A 16,898-nucleotide genomic window follows, 5' to 3' on the forward strand; every position below is an offset into this window, starting at 1 on the left:
GCTCCGACTCCCTAGCTCATCAGGGCCCGCAGTTCCTCGAACTTCTTCCGGGCCTCGGGGCTCAGCCGGGTGGGGACGGTGATCTGCACCTCCACATAGAGATCACCCCGGGAGCCGTCCGGCCGGTAGAGTCCCTGGCCGCGCAGGCGAAACTTCTGACCGCTCTGCGTCCCGGGGGGAATCCGAAGCTTCACCCTGCCCGTAAGGGTGGGCACGATCACCTCGCCACCCAGCACCGCCGTAAACAGGTCCACCGGATGTTTCAGGTAAAGATCATACCCTCTTCTTTCAAAACGCGCATCCGGCCGCACCCGGATCTCCAGATAGAGATCCCCTGGAGGACCTCCGCGCTTGCCGGGGCGGCCCTTTCCCGGAATACGGATGCGGGTGCCGTCGTCGGCCCCCGGGGGGAGGGTAACCGAGACCCTCTCCCGGCGCACCACCGTGCCCCGTCCCCGACACTCCCTGCAGGGGCGGGTATAACGACGACCGAAACCGCCGCAGGAGGGACACACCTCGATGATGCGCACCGGCCCCCGGCGCATCTCCCGACGGCCGCGACCGCCACAGACCGAACACCTCTCCGCCGCGGAAAGGTCGTGGCCCTGACCGTGACAGGAGGGACAGGGCTCCTCAAAAGGGATCTCAAAGGTGAGGGGTTTGCCGGAAACCAGATCGGCCAGATCCACCTCCACCCGATAAAGCACATCCGCCCCGGCTTCCGGGGCCTCCTCCCGCTCGTAGCCGAAAAGATCGGCAAAGAGGTCGGCAAAACTCCCGAAGGGATCGAAACGCTCCATGAAGAGCCCGAAATCGTACGCGGATTCTCCCCCGGGAGTGGTGAAACGATAGGCCCGGGCCGCCTCGCGGAGACGGTCGTACTCGGCCCGTTTCTGGGGATCGGAAAGGATCTCGTAGGCCTCGTTGATCTCCTTGAAACGCTCGGCGGCTTCCTTATCCCCGGGATTGAGGTCGGGATGATACTTGCGGGCCAGACGACGATAGGCCCTCTTAATCTCCTCCTCGCTGGCGTCCGGGCTCACCCCCAGGATCTCGTAAAGATCCTTTTTAACCATGATCGCTCACGCCCTTTTCCGGTAAAATGGGGTATAATTTTTCCGGTACTCCAACAGGGAAGATAAATCGCGTGATCGAATTTTCCAGCCCCGGGATTCGGGAGAGCGCGGAGACAGGCCGAAGGCTCGTCTTCACCGTAAGCGAGCTCACCGCCCGCATAAACGAACTTCTGGAGCGACACTTTCTCCTGGTTTGGGTGGAGGGCGAGATCTCCCAGCTCAAAAAGCACGATTCCGGGCATGTGTTCTTCTCCCTGAGGGACGGAAGGGCCCTTCTCAGGGTGGTGCTCTTTCGGGATCAGGCCCGGGAAATTCCCTTTCCCCTGCGGGAGGGCCTGCGAGTGCTTTGTTTCGGAAGGATCTCCGTCTATCCTCCCCGGGGGGAATATCGTCTCATCGCCAGGAGGGTGGAACCCCTCGGGGCGGGGGTTCTCCAGGCGGCCTTTGAGGCCCTCAAGGAAGAACTCCGTCGTTTGGGATATTTTGACCCGGAGCGCAAGCGTCCGCTCCCCTCCTTTCCGGAGAGGGTAGGGGTGGTAACCTCCCTTTCCGGGGCGGCGCTTCACGACTTCCTCCGGGTGGCCCTTTCCCGCTGGCCGGCCCAGATCCTCGTCCATCCGGTTCGGGTCCAGGGGGAGGGGGCGGCCGAGGAGATCGCCGCGGCCATCCACCGTTTAAACGAAATCCCCGACCTGGATCTCATCGTGGTGACCCGGGGAGGTGGTTCCCTGGAGGATCTCTGGGCCTTTAACGAACGCATCGTGGCCGAGGCCGTCTACCGTTCGAGACTTCCGGTGGTCTCCGCGGTGGGACACGAGGTGGATTACACCATCTGTGACTTCGTGGCCGACCACCGGGCCCCCACCCCCACCGCCGCTGCGGCCCTCGTCTTTCCGGAAAGGGAAAGGCTGATCGAGGAGATCCGGCGAAGATACCGGAAACTCACCGAGACCATCCTCCGGCGCCTCGCTCACACCGAAAGGGAGCTTCACCACCTGCGCGGACGCCTTCGGGACCCGGGACGGGTGCTGGCCGAACGGAGCCGACATCTCCGGGAGCTTTCCCGGCGGCTTACCCGGAGCCTTCTCCACCTAGTAGCCACCAGGGAGACCGAACTTTCCTCCCTGGCGCGGCACCTGGAGGCGGTCTCCCCGCTTGCGGTGCTGGGAAGAGGCTACGGCCTGGTGCGCAGGGTTGCGGACCGGAGGATCGTGCGCCGGGCGGAAGAGGTTAGCCCCGGGGAAAGACTCGAAATCATTCTTTCCAGGGGTCGGATCCTCGCCAGGACGGAGGAGGTGGAACCGTGAGAGGCCGGGCCGGAGGGCTCCTGATCTCGATCCTCCTTTTGCTGACGGTAAGGACGCCGGCAGACGCCCTGAAGGGCTATCCCGGAGAGGCCCTTCTCGTCCCGGCCCGGGCCGGAGAAACCCGGGCCCGTTTTCTGGGGCACGAGTTTTTCCGGGTGATTCTGGCCGGAAGACCCTACTTTCCGGTGGCGGTTCCGCTTTCGGCCCGACCCGGAACCTTTACCCTCGAAATCGAAGGGCGCCGGAGTCGCCGCCTGACCCTGCGTATCCTCCCCAAAACCTACCCGGTGGAACGCCTGACCCTCCCCCGACGCATGGTGACCTTTCCGCCGGAGATCCTGGCCCGGGTACGCCGGGAGCTGGCCCTCCTCCGCGGGACGCTTGCGGTCAACCGGGGCGGGATCTGCCGATGGAAGGAACCCTTCGAGCTTCCCGTGCGGGGCCGGGTGAGCAGCCCCTTCGGACTGCGCCGGATCCTGAACGGCGAACCCCGCAGCCCTCACGGAGGAGTGGACTTCGCCGTGCCCGCGGGCACCCCGGTACGGTCCGCTCAGGAGGGCCGGGTGGTCCTCACCGGGGAATTCTACCTCCCGGGACGGGTGGTCATTCTGGATCACGGCTGCGGGGTGTATACTTATTACGCGCACCTTTCCCGTATTCTGGTGAGAAGGGGAGAGGCGGTGAGAAGGGGAGAAGTCATAGGCCTTTCCGGGGCAAGCGGTCGGGCCACCGGCCCTCACCTTCACTTCGGTCTCTACCTTTCCGGGGTAAAGGTGGATCCGGTCTCGTTTGTTAAGCTCATTCAATACCTCACCGGGGAGGAGAAGAGGTGAGCGCGAGAGTAATGGAATTAGAAGAGAAACTAAAGCCAATACTTGCAGCTTTAAATATCGGAAATTTACAGGAAATTATAGAAGACTATCTCTTCACAGAAATTTTGAGCAGAATTTCAAAATTTAAAGAAGAAATCAGTTTTTTTGAAAAAAAATATCAAAAAAATTTCGAAGAATTAAAGCAAGAATATGAATCACAGCCGGAAGATTTTGAAGTTTATGAAGATCTTATGGCCTGGGAATTTGCTCTGGAGGGGTACAATTACTGGAGCAAAAAACTACAAGAATTGAAAGAATGTTTTACAAATTAGTAAAGCAATTTGAAAGCATAATCAAAGAATATAAAATTAAAGATTATGTCAAATTTGGCACTGCTCAAAAATTAATTGCAGAAATAAAATTTATCGATGACTCAGTTTTATATATAAAAGAGTATATTTTTACAGATGGACGAAGAAAATATGCTTTTCATTGGCAAAATAAAAAAGGACAAATGATTATAAGATGGGACAATTCTCCACATCATTCTTACTTAAAAACTTTTCCACATCACAAACACTTGGGAGGCGAAATTCAAGAATCCAAAGAAATATACCTCCCAGAAATTTTCAATTTTATATACAAAAGAATTTCAAATTTAAAAAATGGCGCAGAGACTTGAGGAACGCCTCCGGCAACTGGAGGAGATCGTAAGAAAACTGGAGTCCCCGGACCTTCCCCTGGAGGAGGCGCTGGCGCTTTACGAGGAGGGGGTGCGGCTGGTAAGGGCTTGCGAGAGGAGCCTCCGGGAGATGAGGGAGCGGGTGGAGGTCCTGGTGGAGAGCGAGGAAGGATTTGAGACGATCAGTCTGGAGGAGGCTCTAAGGAGAAATCGTTCATGAGTCCTGAGGCCCTGAAGGAACTTCTCTCCCGGAAACGCAGTCTGATAGACCGGAAACTCTCCGAAATCCTTCCGGAGAGAGAGGAACCGGGGGGGAGGGTGATTTCCGCCATGCGGTACAGTCTTTTTGCCGGAGGCAAACGCCTCCGGCCCATCCTGTGTCTCCTCGGGGCCGAGGCCTGCGGAGGCCGGGGAGAGGATTTCCTCCTTTTCGCCTGCGGGCTGGAGTGCCTCCACACCTATTCCCTCATCCACGATGACCTTCCGGCCATGGACGACGACGATTTGCGCCGGGGAATTCCCACCTGCCACCGGGCCTTTGACGAGGCCACGGCCATTCTGGCCGGAGACGGTCTTCAGGCCCTGGCCTTCGAACTCTTCACCCATCCGGATCTTCTGGCCCGCACCTCTCCGGAACGGTTGCTGCGGGCCATCCACCTAGTGGCCCGGGCCGCGGGTATTCACGGAATGGTGGTGGGCCAGATGGCCGACCTCCTGGCCGAGAATCGCAGGGTTTCCGAGGAGGAACTGGCCTACATTCACCGGCATAAGACCGCGGCCCTGATCGCGGCCTCGGTGGTCTCCGGGGGGATACTGGCCGGGGGAAACGAGGAAGCCCTCCGGGCCCTTCAAAGGTACGGGGAGGCCCTGGGGCTGGCCTTTCAGATCGTGGACGACATCCTGGATGTCACCGGTGACGAAAGGGAACTGGGCAAACCCGTGGGATCGGACGAGCGCCGGGGCAAGGCCACCTATCCGGCCCTGGTGGGTCTTTCAGCAGCCCGGAGGCGAGCTGAGGAGCTGGTGGAGCGGGCCGTAGCGGCCCTTTCCGTCCTCGACGAAGGGGCCGACCCCCTGAGGGCCCTTGCCCGGTATGTCCTTTCCCGTAAAAATTAAATCTCATGAGCCGCATTCTTCCCCGAATCAACAGTCCGAAGGACCTGAAGGAACTCTCCCTCACGGAGCTGAAGAAGCTCGCCTCGGAGTTGCGGGAAGTCATCGTGGAGACGGTGGCCCGAAACGGGGGACATCTCGCCCCCAACCTAGGGGTGGTGGAGCTCACCCTGGCCCTGCACTATGTGTTTGAGTCCCCGCGGGATCGCATCGTCTGGGATGTGGGCCACCAGTGCTACGCCCACAAACTGATCACCGGCCGCAGGGATCGGTTCCACACCCTCCGCCAGTATGGAGGGATCGCCGGTTACCCCAGGCGCTCCGAAAGCCCTCACGACATCGTGGAGACCGGCCACAGCAGCACCTCCATCTCCGCCGGGCTGGGGCTGGCCACCGGGATCCGTCTTGCGGGTAAGGAGGGCCGGGTGCTCGTGGTCATAGGGGACGGCTCCATGACCGCGGGGCTCGCCTTTGAGGGGTTGAACAACGCCGGGCACCTCCGGGAAGATCTCGTCGTGATTCTGAACGACAACGAGATGTCCATCTCCCCCAATGTGGGGGCGCTCTCCTCCTATCTGTCCCGGAAGATGACCGGGCGGCTGGCCCGCCGGATCAAAAAGGACATCGAGGGGATCATGGAGAGGCTTCCCGGGGGGGAACACTTCCTGCACATGCTCCGCAAGAGCGAGGGGCTCCTCAAGAGCGCGCTCACCCCGGGAATGCTCTTTGAGGCCCTGGGTTTCGAGTATGTGGGGCCGGTGGACGGACACGATCTGGCCGGACTCATCAAGCTCTTTGAGAACATCCGGGAGATGCGCGGCCCCCTTCTCGTGCATGTGCTAACCAAAAAGGGAAAGGGGTATCTCCCCGCGGAAACCGACCCGGAGACCTTCCACGGAGTGGGCCCCTTCGATCCGAAGACCGGCCGGCTCAGGAAAAGTTCCGGGCCTCCCTCCTACACCGAGGTCTTCAGCCGCACCATGCTGCGCCTCGGGGAAGCAGAACCGCGCCTGGTGGCCATCACCGCGGCCATGCCCACCGGAACCGGGCTCAAGGCTTTCGGGGAACGCTTTCCGGAAAGGTTTTTCGATGTAGGGATCTGCGAACAGCACGCGGTGACCTTCGCCGCGGGGCTGGCCCTGGAGGGACTCATTCCGGTCTGCGCCATCTACTCCACCTTCCTCCAGAGGGCCTTTGATCAGATCATCCACGATGTGGCCCTCCCCAATCTCCATGTGATCTTCGCCATAGATCGGGGAGGAATCGTGGGGGAGGACGGACCCACTCATCAGGGCCAGTTCGACCTCTCCTACCTGCGCCTAATCCCCAACATGACCGTAATGGCCCCCAAGGACGAAAACGAACTCCAGCACATGCTCTACACCGCCCTTTCCCTTCCGGGGCCGGTGGCCGTAAGATACCCCCGGGGCTCCGGGGCGGGGGTTCCTCTGGACGACGAATTCCGGGAAATTCCCCGGGGAAAGGCCGAGCTTTTAAGGGAGGGAACGGACCTCCTCATCCTGGCCGTAGGCAATATGGTCCATCCGGCCCTGAAGGCCGCGGAAAAATTGGACCGGGAGGGGATCTCCGCGGCGGTGGTGAACGCCCGGTTCGTAAAACCCCTGGACGAAGAACTCATCAGCGACCTTGCCGCACGGATCAGGCGAGTGGTCACCGTGGAGGAGAATGTTCTGGCCGGAGGCTTCGGCTCGGCGGTGGCCGAGTGCCTGGCCGACCGGGGGATAAAGACTAACCTAAAACGCATCGGCCTTCCCGACCGGTTCATCGAGCACGGTTCCCCGCAAATTCTGCGGGAAAAGTACGGCCTTACCGGGGAAAAAATCGCCCGGCAAATTCTCGGCTGGCTTTCTTGACAGGACTTCCCCTTCTGGGCTAGCCTTTCTTAAAACGGGGTGCAAGGAGGGGGGCATGTGCACTTTCGTCCTTCTGGGGCAAAGCGGGGCCGGGAAGACCGCACTGGCCAAGGCGATGCTTACCCTGGCCGGAGAGTCCTTTAAACCTCCCCGGGAGGGTCCCACCCTTTCGGTCCGTCCCTATCACCTGCGGTGGCGGAAAATTCCCTATTACTTTCTGGACACCCCGGGGGACGACAACTTCCTTGCGGATACCCGGTTCGCCACCTGGGCCGCGGATCTGGCGGTGCTGGTGGTGGATGCCACCTCCCCGGTCAAGGTCCAGCTGGAAAAGGCCTACCGGGCCGCTCGGGAGGAGGGGCTTCCGGTCCTGGTCTTCGTGAACAAACTGGACCAGGAAAAGGCCCGTCTGGAGGACACCCTGTGTGAACTCCAGGAAAAACTGGAAATATGCCCGGTTCCGGTGGCCTATCCCCTGGGGGAGGAACACCGTCTGAGGGGCATAATCGACCTCCTCAAGCTCAAGGTCTACATTCCGGAAGGCCACGAGGTCCGGGTGGAGAAACTTCCTGAGGATCTGGTGGCTCTTGCCGAGGGGCTGCGCAAAAACATGGTGGAGTTCGCCGCCGAGGGGGAGGACGAACTTCTCGAAAAGTACCTTGAGGAGGAACACCTGGAGCCGGAAGAGATCATGCGCGGCCTCAAAAAGGGCGTGCTCTCGGGCAAGATCGCTCCGGTGTGCGTGGGTTCGGTGGCCCGTCTGGTAGGGGTGGCCCGTCTGCTCGACGCCGTACACGAGCTGGGGCCCTCTCCCGAGGAACGCGGGCCCCGCATTCTCGAGGGGCCTGAGGGGGTTCGCGAAGCGGAGCCCTCCGCCGGGGCCCCGGCCACGGTCATAGTTTACAAGACCCGGGTGGACCCCTACGCCGGGAAACTCTCCCTGGCCCGGGTGCTCTCCGGAACGCTTTCCGCGGAGGGGGAGCTTTTCAACGCTTCCCGCCGGAAGCCGGAAAAGTACGCCCATCTCGCCGTGGCTCAGGGGGAGGAACTCCGGGAGATCGCGCGGGCCGAACCCGGAGCCCTGGTGGTGTTTCCCAAGCTTGCCGAAGCCCGCACCGGAGACACGCTGCGGGCGGATAAGGACACGGCCCTACTCCCTCCGCCGGAAATACCCGCTCCGGTGCTCACCTATGCCCTCCACCCCGAAACCCGGACCGACGAGGACAAGATCGGGCCGGCGCTGGCCAAACTGAAAGAAGAGGATCCCTCCCTGGTCATCTCCAGGGACGAGGAGACGCGGGAGCTCCTCATCTCCGGACTGGGACAGATCCACCTGGAAAAGTCCGTGGAAAAACTTCGCGAGCGCTACGGGGTGAAGGCCCGCCTGGATCTACCCAGGATTCCCTATCGGGAAACCATCAAGAAACCGGCTCAGGGCGTTATCTACCGGCACAAGAAACAGACCGGCGGACGGGGCCAGTTCGCCGAGGTCCACTTTCATGTCTTTCCCCTTCCCCGGGGAGAGGGTTTCGAATTCGTGGAGACCCTAACCGGGATGAATGTGCCCCGCAATTTCGTTCCGGCGGTGGAGAAGGGAGTGCGGGAGGCCATGGAGCGGGGACCGCTTGCCGGCTACCCCGTGGTGGATGTAAAGGTCCAGTTTTACGACGGCAAGTCCCACGAGGTGGACTCCTCGGACATGGCCTTCAAGATCGCCGCCTTTCACTGCTTCAGGAAGGCCCTGGAGCAGTGTCAGCCCGTGCTGCTCGAGCCCGTAATGGAACTGGAGATCGAGGTGCCGGAGGAAAGCCTGGGGGATGTAATCGGGGACCTCAACGCCCGTCGGGGACGGGTACTGGGTATAGAGAGCCTGGGCTCGCACCAGAGGATCCGGGCCCAGGCTCCCCTGGCCGAACTCTTGCGTTATGCCCTGGATTTGAATAGTCTTACCGGAGGCCGGGGCACCTTTCGCATGCGCAGATCCCACTACGAGGAGGTTCCCCCGGCCATAGCCCAGAGGATCATCGAGGAGGCGCAGGCGAGCCGTAGCTCATGAAGGCCGGAGTGCTGACCGTAAGCGACCGTAGCGCCCGGGGAGAGCGGGAGGACCTTTCGGGAAGACGCCTCACGGAGCTCCTCGCCGCGGCGGGGTTTACCGTTTCCCGGTATCGGGTGGTCCCGGACGAATACGAGGAGATCCTGACCGTTCTTATCGACTGGTCCGAGCGGGAGGGGCTGGATCTGATCCTCACCACCGGGGGCACGGGGCTTTCCCCCCGGGATGTCACCCCCGAGGCCACGCGGGCCGCGGTGGAAAGAGAGGTGCCGGGGATCGCCGAGGCCCTGCGTCTTAAGGGACTGGCGCACACCCCCTACGCCATGCTTTCCCGGGGGATGGCGGGGATACGCAAACGCACGCTCATCGTAAACCTCCCCGGAAGCCCCCGGGCCGTGGAGGAGGCCTGGGAGGTGCTGGAACCGGTGCTAAGACACGCCCTGGAAAAGATCAAGGGGTCGGAGGCGGAGTGTGGACGAGGTTAAGCTCACCCGGATGGTCAAGGCGGCGGGCTGAGCGGCGAAGCTTCCGCCGGCGGAGCTGGCGGAGATCCTGGCTTCCCTTAGGCTCCCCCGTGTCCCGGAACTTCTCCTGGGAATAGAACACGGGGCCGACGCCGCGGTTTACCGGATGAACGAAAACCTGGCCCTGGCGGTCAGCGTGGACTTCTTCACCCCGGTGGTGGACGATCCCTATCTCTTCGGGCAGATCGCCGCGGCCAACGCCCTTTCCGACCTCTACGCCATGGGGGCCCGTCCCGTCCTGGCGCTCAACATCGTGGGGTTTCCAAAAAAGGGGCTGGATCGTGCGATCCTGCGCCGCATCCTCCAGGGCGGAGCCGACAAGGTGGCCGAGGCCGGAGCGGCCCTGGGGGGAGGCCACAGCGTGGACGATCCGGAGATAAAGTACGGACTGTGCGTGATCGGGACGGTTTCCCCGAAAAGATTCGTCTCCAACTCCGGGGCCCGTCCCGGGGACAGACTCATCCTCACCAAGCCCCTGGGCACCGGCATCCTCACCACCGCACTCAAGGGCGGGCTTCTCTCCCCGGAGGATCCGGCCTACGAACACCTGATAGAGACCATGGTCACCCTCAATCGGGCCGCCGCCGAGGCCATGATGGAGGTGGGGGTTAACGCCGCCACGGACATAACCGGTTTCGGCCTCCTGGGCCACGCCCTGGAGATGGCCGAGGCCAGCGGGGCAACGCTGAGTTTCCGCCTCTCCAGGATCCCCATACTTCCGCGGACCATGGAATATCTGAAGATGGGCATGTCCCCCGAGGGAGACCTGGCCAACCAGAGCTTCTGTGAAAAGAAGGTCCGGGTGTTTCCCGGCGTGGATCCCCTGCGACTGGCGGTGCTCTACGACGCCCAGACCTCAGGGGGACTCCTTCTATCCGTGCCCCCGGAAAAGGCCGAACTTCTGCACCGCAGACTTCTCGAGAAAGGAGTCGTAGAGGCCGCTCTCGTCGGAGAGGTTAAGGAGGGCCCCCCGGCCCTCGAAGTGCTCCCTTAAATTATTCGGCCAGGTACTCCCGGATCTTCTTTTCCAGATACTTCGGGCCCGCGTAACCCACCAGGCGCTTTACCACCTGGCCCTCCTTGTTGATGATGAAGGTGGTGGGGGTTATGTAAACATTTCCGAAGGCCTCCATGATTTTCTCGCTGGCAATACCCACCGGATAGGTGATCCCCTTGGCCCTTACGATCTGGGGAAGAAGGGGGGAGGCCTCCTCGTCCACCATGAGACTGATGATCACCAGCCCCCTGCCCTCGTACTTCCTGTAGAGTTTGGCCAGCTCCTTGAGCTCCACCATACAGGGCGGACAATGGCTGGCAAAGAAGTTCACGATGACCACCTTGCCCCGAAAGTCCGAAAGCTGGTAATCCTTTCCGTCAAGCCCGGTAAAGCGGATGTCCGGAGCCTTTTTGGGATAAGAAAACCCCATTCCCACCAGAAAGACGAGGCCAACCATCAGCCACAGGGTCGCAAGCCTTTTCATCATCTCCCCTCTCCTGCTTCGACGAGATCTTTTATTACAGATTTTAATCCCTCGGCCAGGCGTCGGGCAAGTCTTTCCCCTTTTTCCGGGGAGGCCCGGCGGGGATCTCCCCACACTCCCCCGGGCCAGAAACGGCGTTTTTCCGGAACCAGAAGGTGGCGGGGGAAGGCGGGATATTCGGCCTCCGGGGGTTCTCCCACCAGATCGGGGTAAAAAAATTGAATGAGGGCAGTTTCCCATTCCCCGGCGTGGGAGTCGCCGGGAGTCTCCACGAGGTCCGCGGCACATTCCCGGAGGAGATCCAGGATGGAGACCACGGCCACCCGAACCTCGGGATCCTCAGCGAGAAAGGTCTCCCCGGCATCCAGGAGAAAGGCCATGTGGGTGCCTCCGGCGTGCCCGGAGGCCAGAACGAAAAACCGGAATCCCTGCCGGCGGAAACCGCGCAGGAGATCCAGGGCGAGGGCCCGGAGGGTCTCCCCCCGCAGGGATACGGTGCCCGGGTGATCGGAGGTGCTGCGGCACAGGCCGTAGTAAACCGGAGGAGCCACGAGAAAGGGGAGGCTCCGGGAGGCCAGTTCCGCCACCCGGTAGATGGTATAGACATCGGTGGCCAGGGGAAGATGGGGGCCGTGTTCCTCCACCGAACCGAAGGGGATAAGGATCGGGAGGTCTCTGGGAAGGCGTTCCACCTGCGGAAAGGAGAGGTGCTCGAGAAGCATGTCTCCAGTGTAAGCCCGGCCCGGGGGCCCTGCAAGTCCCGAAATTAGGGAGTAAAATAAAAGGGCCATGAAAAGGGTTTTTCTCAAGACCTTCGGATGCCAGATGAACGAATACGATTCCGAGCGCATGCTCGCGCTCCTGGCCGGGGAATATGTACCCTGCGAGGCCCCGGAGGAGGCCGACCTCATCCTGATCAACACCTGCTCGGTGCGTCGCAAGGCCGAGGAAAAGGTTTACAGTCTGGTGGGGCGTTTCAGGCATCTCAAGGCCCGGCGTCCGGAGGTGGTGGTGGGGGTGTGCGGGTGCGTGGCCCAGCAGGAGGGGGAGAGACTGGTGAAACGGATGCCTCATGTGGACCTGGTGCTGGGCACGCAGAATGTGCACCGGCTGCCCGAGGCCCTGCGGGAGATCGAGAAAGGACGGCGGCCCCTGGTGCTCACCGAGATGCGGAGGGACTTCGTGCCCCCCCTGATTCTGCCCTCCCCGGACGGACGGCGTCCGGTGAAGGCCCAGGTGACCATCATGCAGGGGTGCGACAACTTCTGTTCCTATTGCGTGGTCCCCTATGTGCGGGGCCGGGAGGTCAGTCGTCCCCCCGAGGACATCCTGAAGGAGATCGAATGCCTGGTGGAAAGGGGGGTAAGGGAGGTCACCCTTCTGGGACAGAATGTGAATTCCTACGGGAAAAAGGAACCGGGGTTCCCCACTTTTGCCGAGCTCATCCGACTGGTAGCGGAAATCCCCGGACTGTGGCGCATCCGTTTCACCACCAGCCATCCCAAGGACCTCTCCGAGGATCTCATGCGGGCCTTCGCCGAGGTGGACAAGCTCTGCGAGCACCTGCACCTTCCGGTCCAGTCCGGCTCCACGCGGATTCTCAGGCGCATGAACCGGGGCTACACCCGGGATGAGTATCTGGAGAAGGTGCGCCGTCTCAGAGAAATCTGCCCGGAGATCGCCCTTACCACGGACATCATCGTGGGGTTCCCGGGAGAGACGGAGGAGGACTTCCGGGAAACGCTCTCCCTCCTGGAGGAAGTGCGCTTCGACGAGATCTTTTCCTTCAAGTACTCGGACCGACCTTACGCCCGGGCCAGGGAATTTTCGGACAAGGTTCCCGAGGAGGTCAAGGCGGAAAGACTCGAGAGAGTGCACGAGCTTCAGGCCCGAATCACCCAGGAGATCAACCGGAGTTACATCGGAAAGACCGTGGAGGTTCTGGTGGAGGGGCCCAGCGAGACCCGGCCGGAGCTCCTTACCGGGCGCACCCGCACCAACCATGTGGTCAACTTCTCGGCCCCGGAAGGGCTGGATTTGAAGGGTGCGCTGGTTTATGTTTTGATTAAGGATACGGGGAAACACTCCCTGCGGGGGGAATACCTCAAAACCGTAAAAGGCCCCTAAGGAGGCCGCCATGAAAGTCAAAATGAAGATCCAGGCGGTGGCCATGGATCCGGTCACCAACAGTCCGGTGATGATCCTCCGGGAGGAGGGAGGCGAAAGAGGGCTTCCCATCTGGATCGGCATCCTGGAAGCCACGGCCATCGCCAGCAAGCTGGAGAACATTCAGTTTCCCCGGCCCATGACCCACGATCTCCTCAAGAACATCCTGGATCAGCTTCAGGTACGGGTACCCAGGATCGAGATCTGCGACCTGCGGGACAACACCTACTACGCCCTTATCACCCTGGACCTCGGCGGCCGCGAAATCCAGATCGACGCCCGCCCCAGCGACGCGGTGGCCCTTGCGTTGAGGACCGGAGCCGAGATCTATGTGCACGAGGAGGTGCTGGCCAAGAGCGAGGCCCTGGCCGAGGAGGCCCGCAAAAAGGCCGAGGAGACCACCGTAACCGCCACCTCCGAGAAGGACAAGGAAAAGCTCAAGGATCTCCTGGAGCGCCTGGATCCCCAGGCCTTCAAGTACAAGATGTGACATGCTTTTTCACCGAAAGAAACGGGAAAAGCTTGCGGACTGGTTGCTTAAAATTGCTGAGTACATCTTTGTCGCTCTGGTGGTAAACTCGTTTCTTCCAAGCTCTAAAGGCAGTCTTCTCCGTACACTTTTAGGTATAGGGGTGGTAGGGGTTTTATTGGGGCTGGCTCTGAGCCTTGTCCCCGAAGAATAAGGAGGCCCTATGGATAATTTTGTGGTCTTGCTAATAGGAATAACTTTGATAGCGGTTATAAGTTCTCTGTGGATTTACCTGGAGGAGCGCAGATCCGGGAGCCATGTTTGACCTTCACTGTCATTCCATCTTCAGCGACGGGGAACTGATCCCGGCGGAGCTCCTGCGGCGGGTGGCGGTGCTGGGCTACGAGGCGGTGGCCATTACCGATCACGCCGACGGCTCGAATCTGGATCTCATCGTGCCCAGGATCAGGCGGGTGGCGGAGGAACTCAATCCGCATTCTCCGTGTCGTCTCATTCCCGGCATAGAGATAACGCATGTCCCCCCTCCTCTTATTCCCGAGCTGGTCAAGCGGGCCCGGAAGCTCGGGGCGGAGATCGTGGTGGTGCACGGAGAGAGTCCGGTGGAACCGGTGGCTCCGGGGACCAACCGGGCGGCGCTTGAGGCCGGGGCCGACATTCTGGCCCATCCCGGGCTCATTTCGGAGGAAGAGGTGCGCCTTGCCGCGGACAAAGGAGTGTTTCTGGAGCTATCGGGGCGCAGGGGACACTGTCTCGCGAACGGCCATGTGGCCCGACTGGCCCGGGAGCTGGGGGCACCGCTCATCATAAATTCCGACGCCCACGCCCCCGACGACCTCATGACCCGGGAGAGGGCCTTCCTGGTGGGTCGCGGGGCCGGGCTCTCCGAGGAGGAAGTAAAGGACCTCTATGCCCGGGCCAGAGCAAGATTCCTACGCGTTTCTTGAAACGCTCCTTCGCAAACGGGGCTATCCGGCAGAGGTTCTAAAGGAAGCCCCCGTGGTGAAGTTAAACCTGGGCTTTGCCCCGGAGGAGATACGGGCCGGGCTGGTGGTGTACGGGGAGGGGCGCGCCCTTCTGGTGGCGGATTACGCCCCGGGGGCGGTGCGTTCCCGGGAAAGGGCCCTTACGGCCTACGCCCGGCTGGCCTTTCCCCGGAGGCCGCCTCCCTTCGTACTTCAGACCAACGGCCGGGAGTTCGCCCTGGTGGAAACCGTCAGGGGCCGGGAGGTGGCCTTCGGAGGGCCGGAAATACTCCCCCCTTACGGGGAACTGCTGAAGACCCCCTCCCCTCCCCCGGTGGAAAAGCGGCGGCTGGCCGTGGAGGAAAAAATCCTCTTCATCCACTCCACCGGAGGCTGACCCCCTAGGCGGCAGGCGGGAGCCTGCCCAGAAGCTCCCTGAGGCGGGAAAGACTCGGGGCCACCGCCTCCTCCGCGTGGGCCTCCACGGTGAGGACGGGTCTCAGGCCCTTTTCCGCCACGAAGGAAAGAATCTCGAAAAAGGGAATGGTCCCTTCCCCCAGGGCCAGGTGTTCGTCCCACTCTCCCCGGTTGTCGTGAAGGTGTATCTCCGAAAGATAGGGGTAAAGCACGGGGAGCCAGTCCTCCCATCGGCTCCGGGAAAAGGCCTGGGCGTGACCGGGATCGAAACACCAGGTAAGCCCCGGATGGACCTCAAAAAAAGGTTTCAGGACTTCCACCGAGGGTTCGAAGACATTCTCCAGGGCCAGGGTCAGGCCCAGCTCCCGGGCCTCGGCAAGGAGTCTCTCGATAGCCCCGTGCAGGCTCTCCTGCCAGCGGGCCACCTGCTCGCGGTGATACCCCGGATGATAACCGCTGTGGAGCACCACCGTTTCCGGATCAAAAAGGGCGGCCACCCGCAGGGCCTCCCGGAGCCTCCGGATACTGGCCTCTCTTACCAGGCTATCCAGGGCCCCGGGAGACAGATCACAGAAGGGGGCGTGCACATTGCAGCGCACCCCGGCCTCGCGAAGCTCCCCGGCCACCCGCCGAAAATCCTCGAAACAGAAACGATCGAAAACCCCTCTGTCCAGGGACACCTCCACGGCAAGGCCCCTCTCCTTAACCAGGGGCAGGTACCTCTCCACCAGCAGGTCAAAGGGCACCGAGACGAAGACGCGCCATTCCCTCATCGATAGAACTCCCGAATGGTTTCGGCCACCAGGGCTATTTCCTCGTCGGTGAGGTAGGGGTGCATGGGAAGGCTGAGCACCTCCCGGGCGGCCTTTTCGGTCTCGGGAAGGCTGCCCTCCCCAAACCCCAGATCCCTGAAGATGGGCTGGAGGTGCAGGGGATGCGGATAATAAACCATAGTGGGAATCCCCCTTTCCGAAAGCCGGGCCCGGAGCTCGTCGCGCCCGGGAACCCTCACGGTAAACTGCGCCCAGGAGGACCTGTATCCGGGCGGGACATGGGGAAGAACGAGGCCGGGGATGTCGGCCAGGGCCCTACGGTACTTCCCGGCCACCCTTTCCCTGAGCCGCAGTTCCTCCTCGAAGTGGCGGAACCTCACCCGGAGGATGGCCGCCTGGATCTCGTCCAGCCTCCCGTTTATGCCGGCGTATTCGTAATAGTAGTTTCGGGTCTGGCCGTGCATCCGCAGGGCCCTCACCCTTTCGGCCAGGACCTCGTCCCCGGTAAAGACCATCCCCCCGTCCCCGGCACCCCCCAGGGGTTTGGCGGGAAAGAAGGAAGTGGCGGCAGCCCGTCCGAAACTTCCCGAGCGACGGCCCGCGAACTCCGCCCCGAAGGACTGGCAGGCGTCCTCCACCAGCACCACCCCGTATTCCCGCGAGAGCCTCTCCAGGGCCTCGAAATCCGCCGGGAGACCGAATAGGCTCACCGCAATCACCGCCGAGATCTCACCGGGATGACGACGCAGGGCCTCCTCCACCGCCTCGGGAGAGAGGTTGTAGGTGCGGGGGTCTATGTCCACGAAGTGAGGAACCAGACCGGCCCGGCGGATGGCCTCCGCGGTGGCCACGAAGGTAAAGGAGGGGGTGATGACCTTCGAGCCCGGAGGAAGCTCCAGGGCCTTCAGGATGAGGAGCAGGGCGTCGGTGCCGGAGGAGACCCCCACGGCCCGGGACACTCCCACGAAACGGGCCAGTTCCTCCTCCAGGGCCGCCACCTCCGGCCCCAGGATGTAGCGGGTGCTGCGCAGCACCCGCACCACGGCCTCCTCGATCTCCCCTCCGTACCGTTCGTAGCCCCGGGCCAGGTCTATGAATTTCACGCCCCAAAGGTTACCACCCTTTTGAAGCCCCGAAAATCCTTGCTATATTTTCGGCAGGGGGT

Annotated in this window: 19 protein-coding genes; 14 read left to right on the plus strand and 5 right to left on the minus strand. The window is 61.8% G+C overall.

Annotation, left to right across the window (positions count from 1 at the left end; genetic code table 11):
• Nucleotides 1-11 precede the first annotated feature (11 nt).
• Nucleotides 12-1,076 carry a molecular chaperone DnaJ gene (gene dnaJ, locus K3767_RS08525; RefSeq protein WP_221173164.1) on the minus strand — a complete coding sequence of 355 codons (1,065 nt, stop codon included), beginning with the start codon at nucleotides 1,074-1,076 and terminating at the stop codon, nucleotides 12-14.
• A 71-nt stretch (nucleotides 1,077-1,147) separates the two neighbouring features.
• Between dnaJ and xseA the strand changes: the two genes are divergently transcribed.
• Genes xseA through selD form a run of 10 tightly spaced genes read left to right on the plus strand, consistent with a single transcriptional unit; the run spans nucleotide 1,148 to nucleotide 10,438 of the window.
• Nucleotides 1,148-2,383, plus strand: coding sequence for an exodeoxyribonuclease VII large subunit (gene xseA / locus K3767_RS08530; RefSeq protein ID WP_221173165.1), 1,236 nt, complete (start codon nucleotides 1,148-1,150; stop codon nucleotides 2,381-2,383).
• Entirely contained in the window at nucleotides 2,380-3,216 is an 837-nt protein-coding gene (locus tag K3767_RS08535; RefSeq protein ID WP_221173166.1) for a M23 family metallopeptidase, read from the plus strand. Before xseA ends, K3767_RS08535 begins: the two co-directional genes overlap by 4 nt.
• Complete coding sequence (locus tag K3767_RS08540) at nucleotides 3,213-3,527, plus strand: hypothetical protein (protein WP_221173167.1); 315 nt, start codon at nucleotides 3,213-3,215, stop codon at nucleotides 3,525-3,527. The genes K3767_RS08535 and K3767_RS08540 overlap by 4 nt, the downstream gene beginning before the upstream one ends.
• On the plus strand, nucleotides 3,512-3,877 hold the full coding sequence (locus K3767_RS08545; protein ID WP_221173168.1) for a DUF6516 family protein: 366 nt from the start codon (nucleotides 3,512-3,514) through the stop codon (nucleotides 3,875-3,877). Before K3767_RS08540 ends, K3767_RS08545 begins: the two co-directional genes overlap by 16 nt.
• A complete protein-coding gene (xseB, locus tag K3767_RS08550) occupies nucleotides 3,861-4,097 on the plus strand; it encodes an exodeoxyribonuclease VII small subunit (RefSeq protein WP_221173169.1) in 237 nt (78 codons plus the stop codon). The genes K3767_RS08545 and xseB overlap by 17 nt, the downstream gene beginning before the upstream one ends.
• The gene (locus K3767_RS08555; protein ID WP_221173170.1) at nucleotides 4,094-4,993 is read left to right on the plus strand and encodes a polyprenyl synthetase family protein; all 900 of its coding nucleotides are present in this window, start codon (nucleotides 4,094-4,096) and stop codon (nucleotides 4,991-4,993) included. Before xseB ends, K3767_RS08555 begins: the two co-directional genes overlap by 4 nt.
• A 5-nt stretch (nucleotides 4,994-4,998) precedes the next feature.
• Entirely contained in the window at nucleotides 4,999-6,864 is a 1,866-nt protein-coding gene (gene dxs, locus K3767_RS08560) for a 1-deoxy-D-xylulose-5-phosphate synthase (protein ID WP_221173171.1), read from the plus strand.
• 55 nt (nucleotides 6,865-6,919) lie between these two features.
• Entirely contained in the window at nucleotides 6,920-8,920 is a 2,001-nt protein-coding gene (locus K3767_RS08565) for a translation factor GTPase family protein (protein WP_221173172.1), read from the plus strand.
• A complete protein-coding gene (locus K3767_RS08570) occupies nucleotides 8,917-9,405 on the plus strand; it encodes a molybdenum cofactor biosynthesis protein B (RefSeq protein ID WP_221173173.1) in 489 nt (162 codons plus the stop codon). The genes K3767_RS08565 and K3767_RS08570 overlap by 4 nt, the downstream gene beginning before the upstream one ends.
• The gene (gene selD / locus K3767_RS08575; RefSeq protein WP_221173174.1) at nucleotides 9,392-10,438 is read left to right on the plus strand and encodes a selenide, water dikinase SelD; all 1,047 of its coding nucleotides are present in this window, start codon (nucleotides 9,392-9,394) and stop codon (nucleotides 10,436-10,438) included. Before K3767_RS08570 ends, selD begins: the two co-directional genes overlap by 14 nt.
• 1 nt (nucleotide 10,439) lies before the next feature.
• Here the strand turns inward: selD and K3767_RS08580 are convergent, their stop codons facing one another.
• Both K3767_RS08580 and K3767_RS08585 read right to left on the minus strand, forming a co-directional pair.
• On the minus strand, nucleotides 10,440-10,925 hold the full coding sequence (locus K3767_RS08580) for a peroxiredoxin (protein ID WP_221173175.1): 486 nt from the start codon (nucleotides 10,923-10,925) through the stop codon (nucleotides 10,440-10,442).
• Nucleotides 10,925-11,647: a creatininase family protein gene (locus tag K3767_RS08585; RefSeq protein ID WP_221173176.1), complete on the minus strand. Its 723-nt coding sequence runs from the start codon at nucleotides 11,645-11,647 to the stop codon at nucleotides 10,925-10,927. Before K3767_RS08585 ends, K3767_RS08580 begins: the two co-directional genes overlap by 1 nt.
• Before the next feature lie 67 nt (nucleotides 11,648-11,714).
• On the opposite strand from K3767_RS08585, the gene miaB reads away from it, so the two are divergent.
• The 4 genes from miaB (at nucleotide 11,715) to K3767_RS08605 (ending at nucleotide 14,940) form a co-directional block, all read left to right on the plus strand.
• Nucleotides 11,715-13,052 (plus strand): tRNA (N6-isopentenyl adenosine(37)-C2)-methylthiotransferase MiaB, encoded by a 1,338-nt coding sequence (gene miaB, locus K3767_RS08590; RefSeq protein ID WP_221173177.1) that lies wholly within the window; start codon nucleotides 11,715-11,717, stop codon nucleotides 13,050-13,052.
• 10 nt (nucleotides 13,053-13,062) lie between these two features.
• Nucleotides 13,063-13,581 carry a bifunctional nuclease family protein gene (locus K3767_RS08595; protein ID WP_221173178.1) on the plus strand — a complete coding sequence of 173 codons (519 nt, stop codon included), beginning with the start codon at nucleotides 13,063-13,065 and terminating at the stop codon, nucleotides 13,579-13,581.
• Nucleotides 13,582-13,877: 296 nt separating this feature from the next.
• Nucleotides 13,878-14,525 carry a histidinol phosphate phosphatase domain-containing protein gene (locus K3767_RS08600; RefSeq protein ID WP_221173179.1) on the plus strand — a complete coding sequence of 216 codons (648 nt, stop codon included), beginning with the start codon at nucleotides 13,878-13,880 and terminating at the stop codon, nucleotides 14,523-14,525.
• A 52-nt stretch (nucleotides 14,526-14,577) separates the two neighbouring features.
• Nucleotides 14,578-14,940 (plus strand): hypothetical protein, encoded by a 363-nt coding sequence (locus K3767_RS08605; RefSeq protein ID WP_221173180.1) that lies wholly within the window; start codon nucleotides 14,578-14,580, stop codon nucleotides 14,938-14,940.
• Nucleotides 14,941-14,944: 4 nt separating this feature from the next.
• Here the strand turns inward: K3767_RS08605 and K3767_RS08610 are convergent, their stop codons facing one another.
• Both K3767_RS08610 and K3767_RS08615 read right to left on the minus strand, forming a co-directional pair.
• On the minus strand, nucleotides 14,945-15,733 hold the full coding sequence (locus K3767_RS08610; RefSeq protein ID WP_221173181.1) for a sugar phosphate isomerase/epimerase: 789 nt from the start codon (nucleotides 15,731-15,733) through the stop codon (nucleotides 14,945-14,947).
• The gene (locus K3767_RS08615; RefSeq protein ID WP_221173182.1) at nucleotides 15,730-16,836 is read right to left on the minus strand and encodes a DegT/DnrJ/EryC1/StrS aminotransferase family protein; all 1,107 of its coding nucleotides are present in this window, start codon (nucleotides 16,834-16,836) and stop codon (nucleotides 15,730-15,732) included. Before K3767_RS08615 ends, K3767_RS08610 begins: the two co-directional genes overlap by 4 nt.
• Nucleotides 16,837-16,898: the final 62 nt, after the last annotated feature.

Origin of the sequence: Thermosulfurimonas sp. F29, from assembly GCF_019688735.1 — a bacterium.
Lineage (GTDB): Bacteria > Desulfobacterota > Thermodesulfobacteria > Thermodesulfobacteriales > Thermodesulfobacteriaceae > Thermosulfurimonas_A.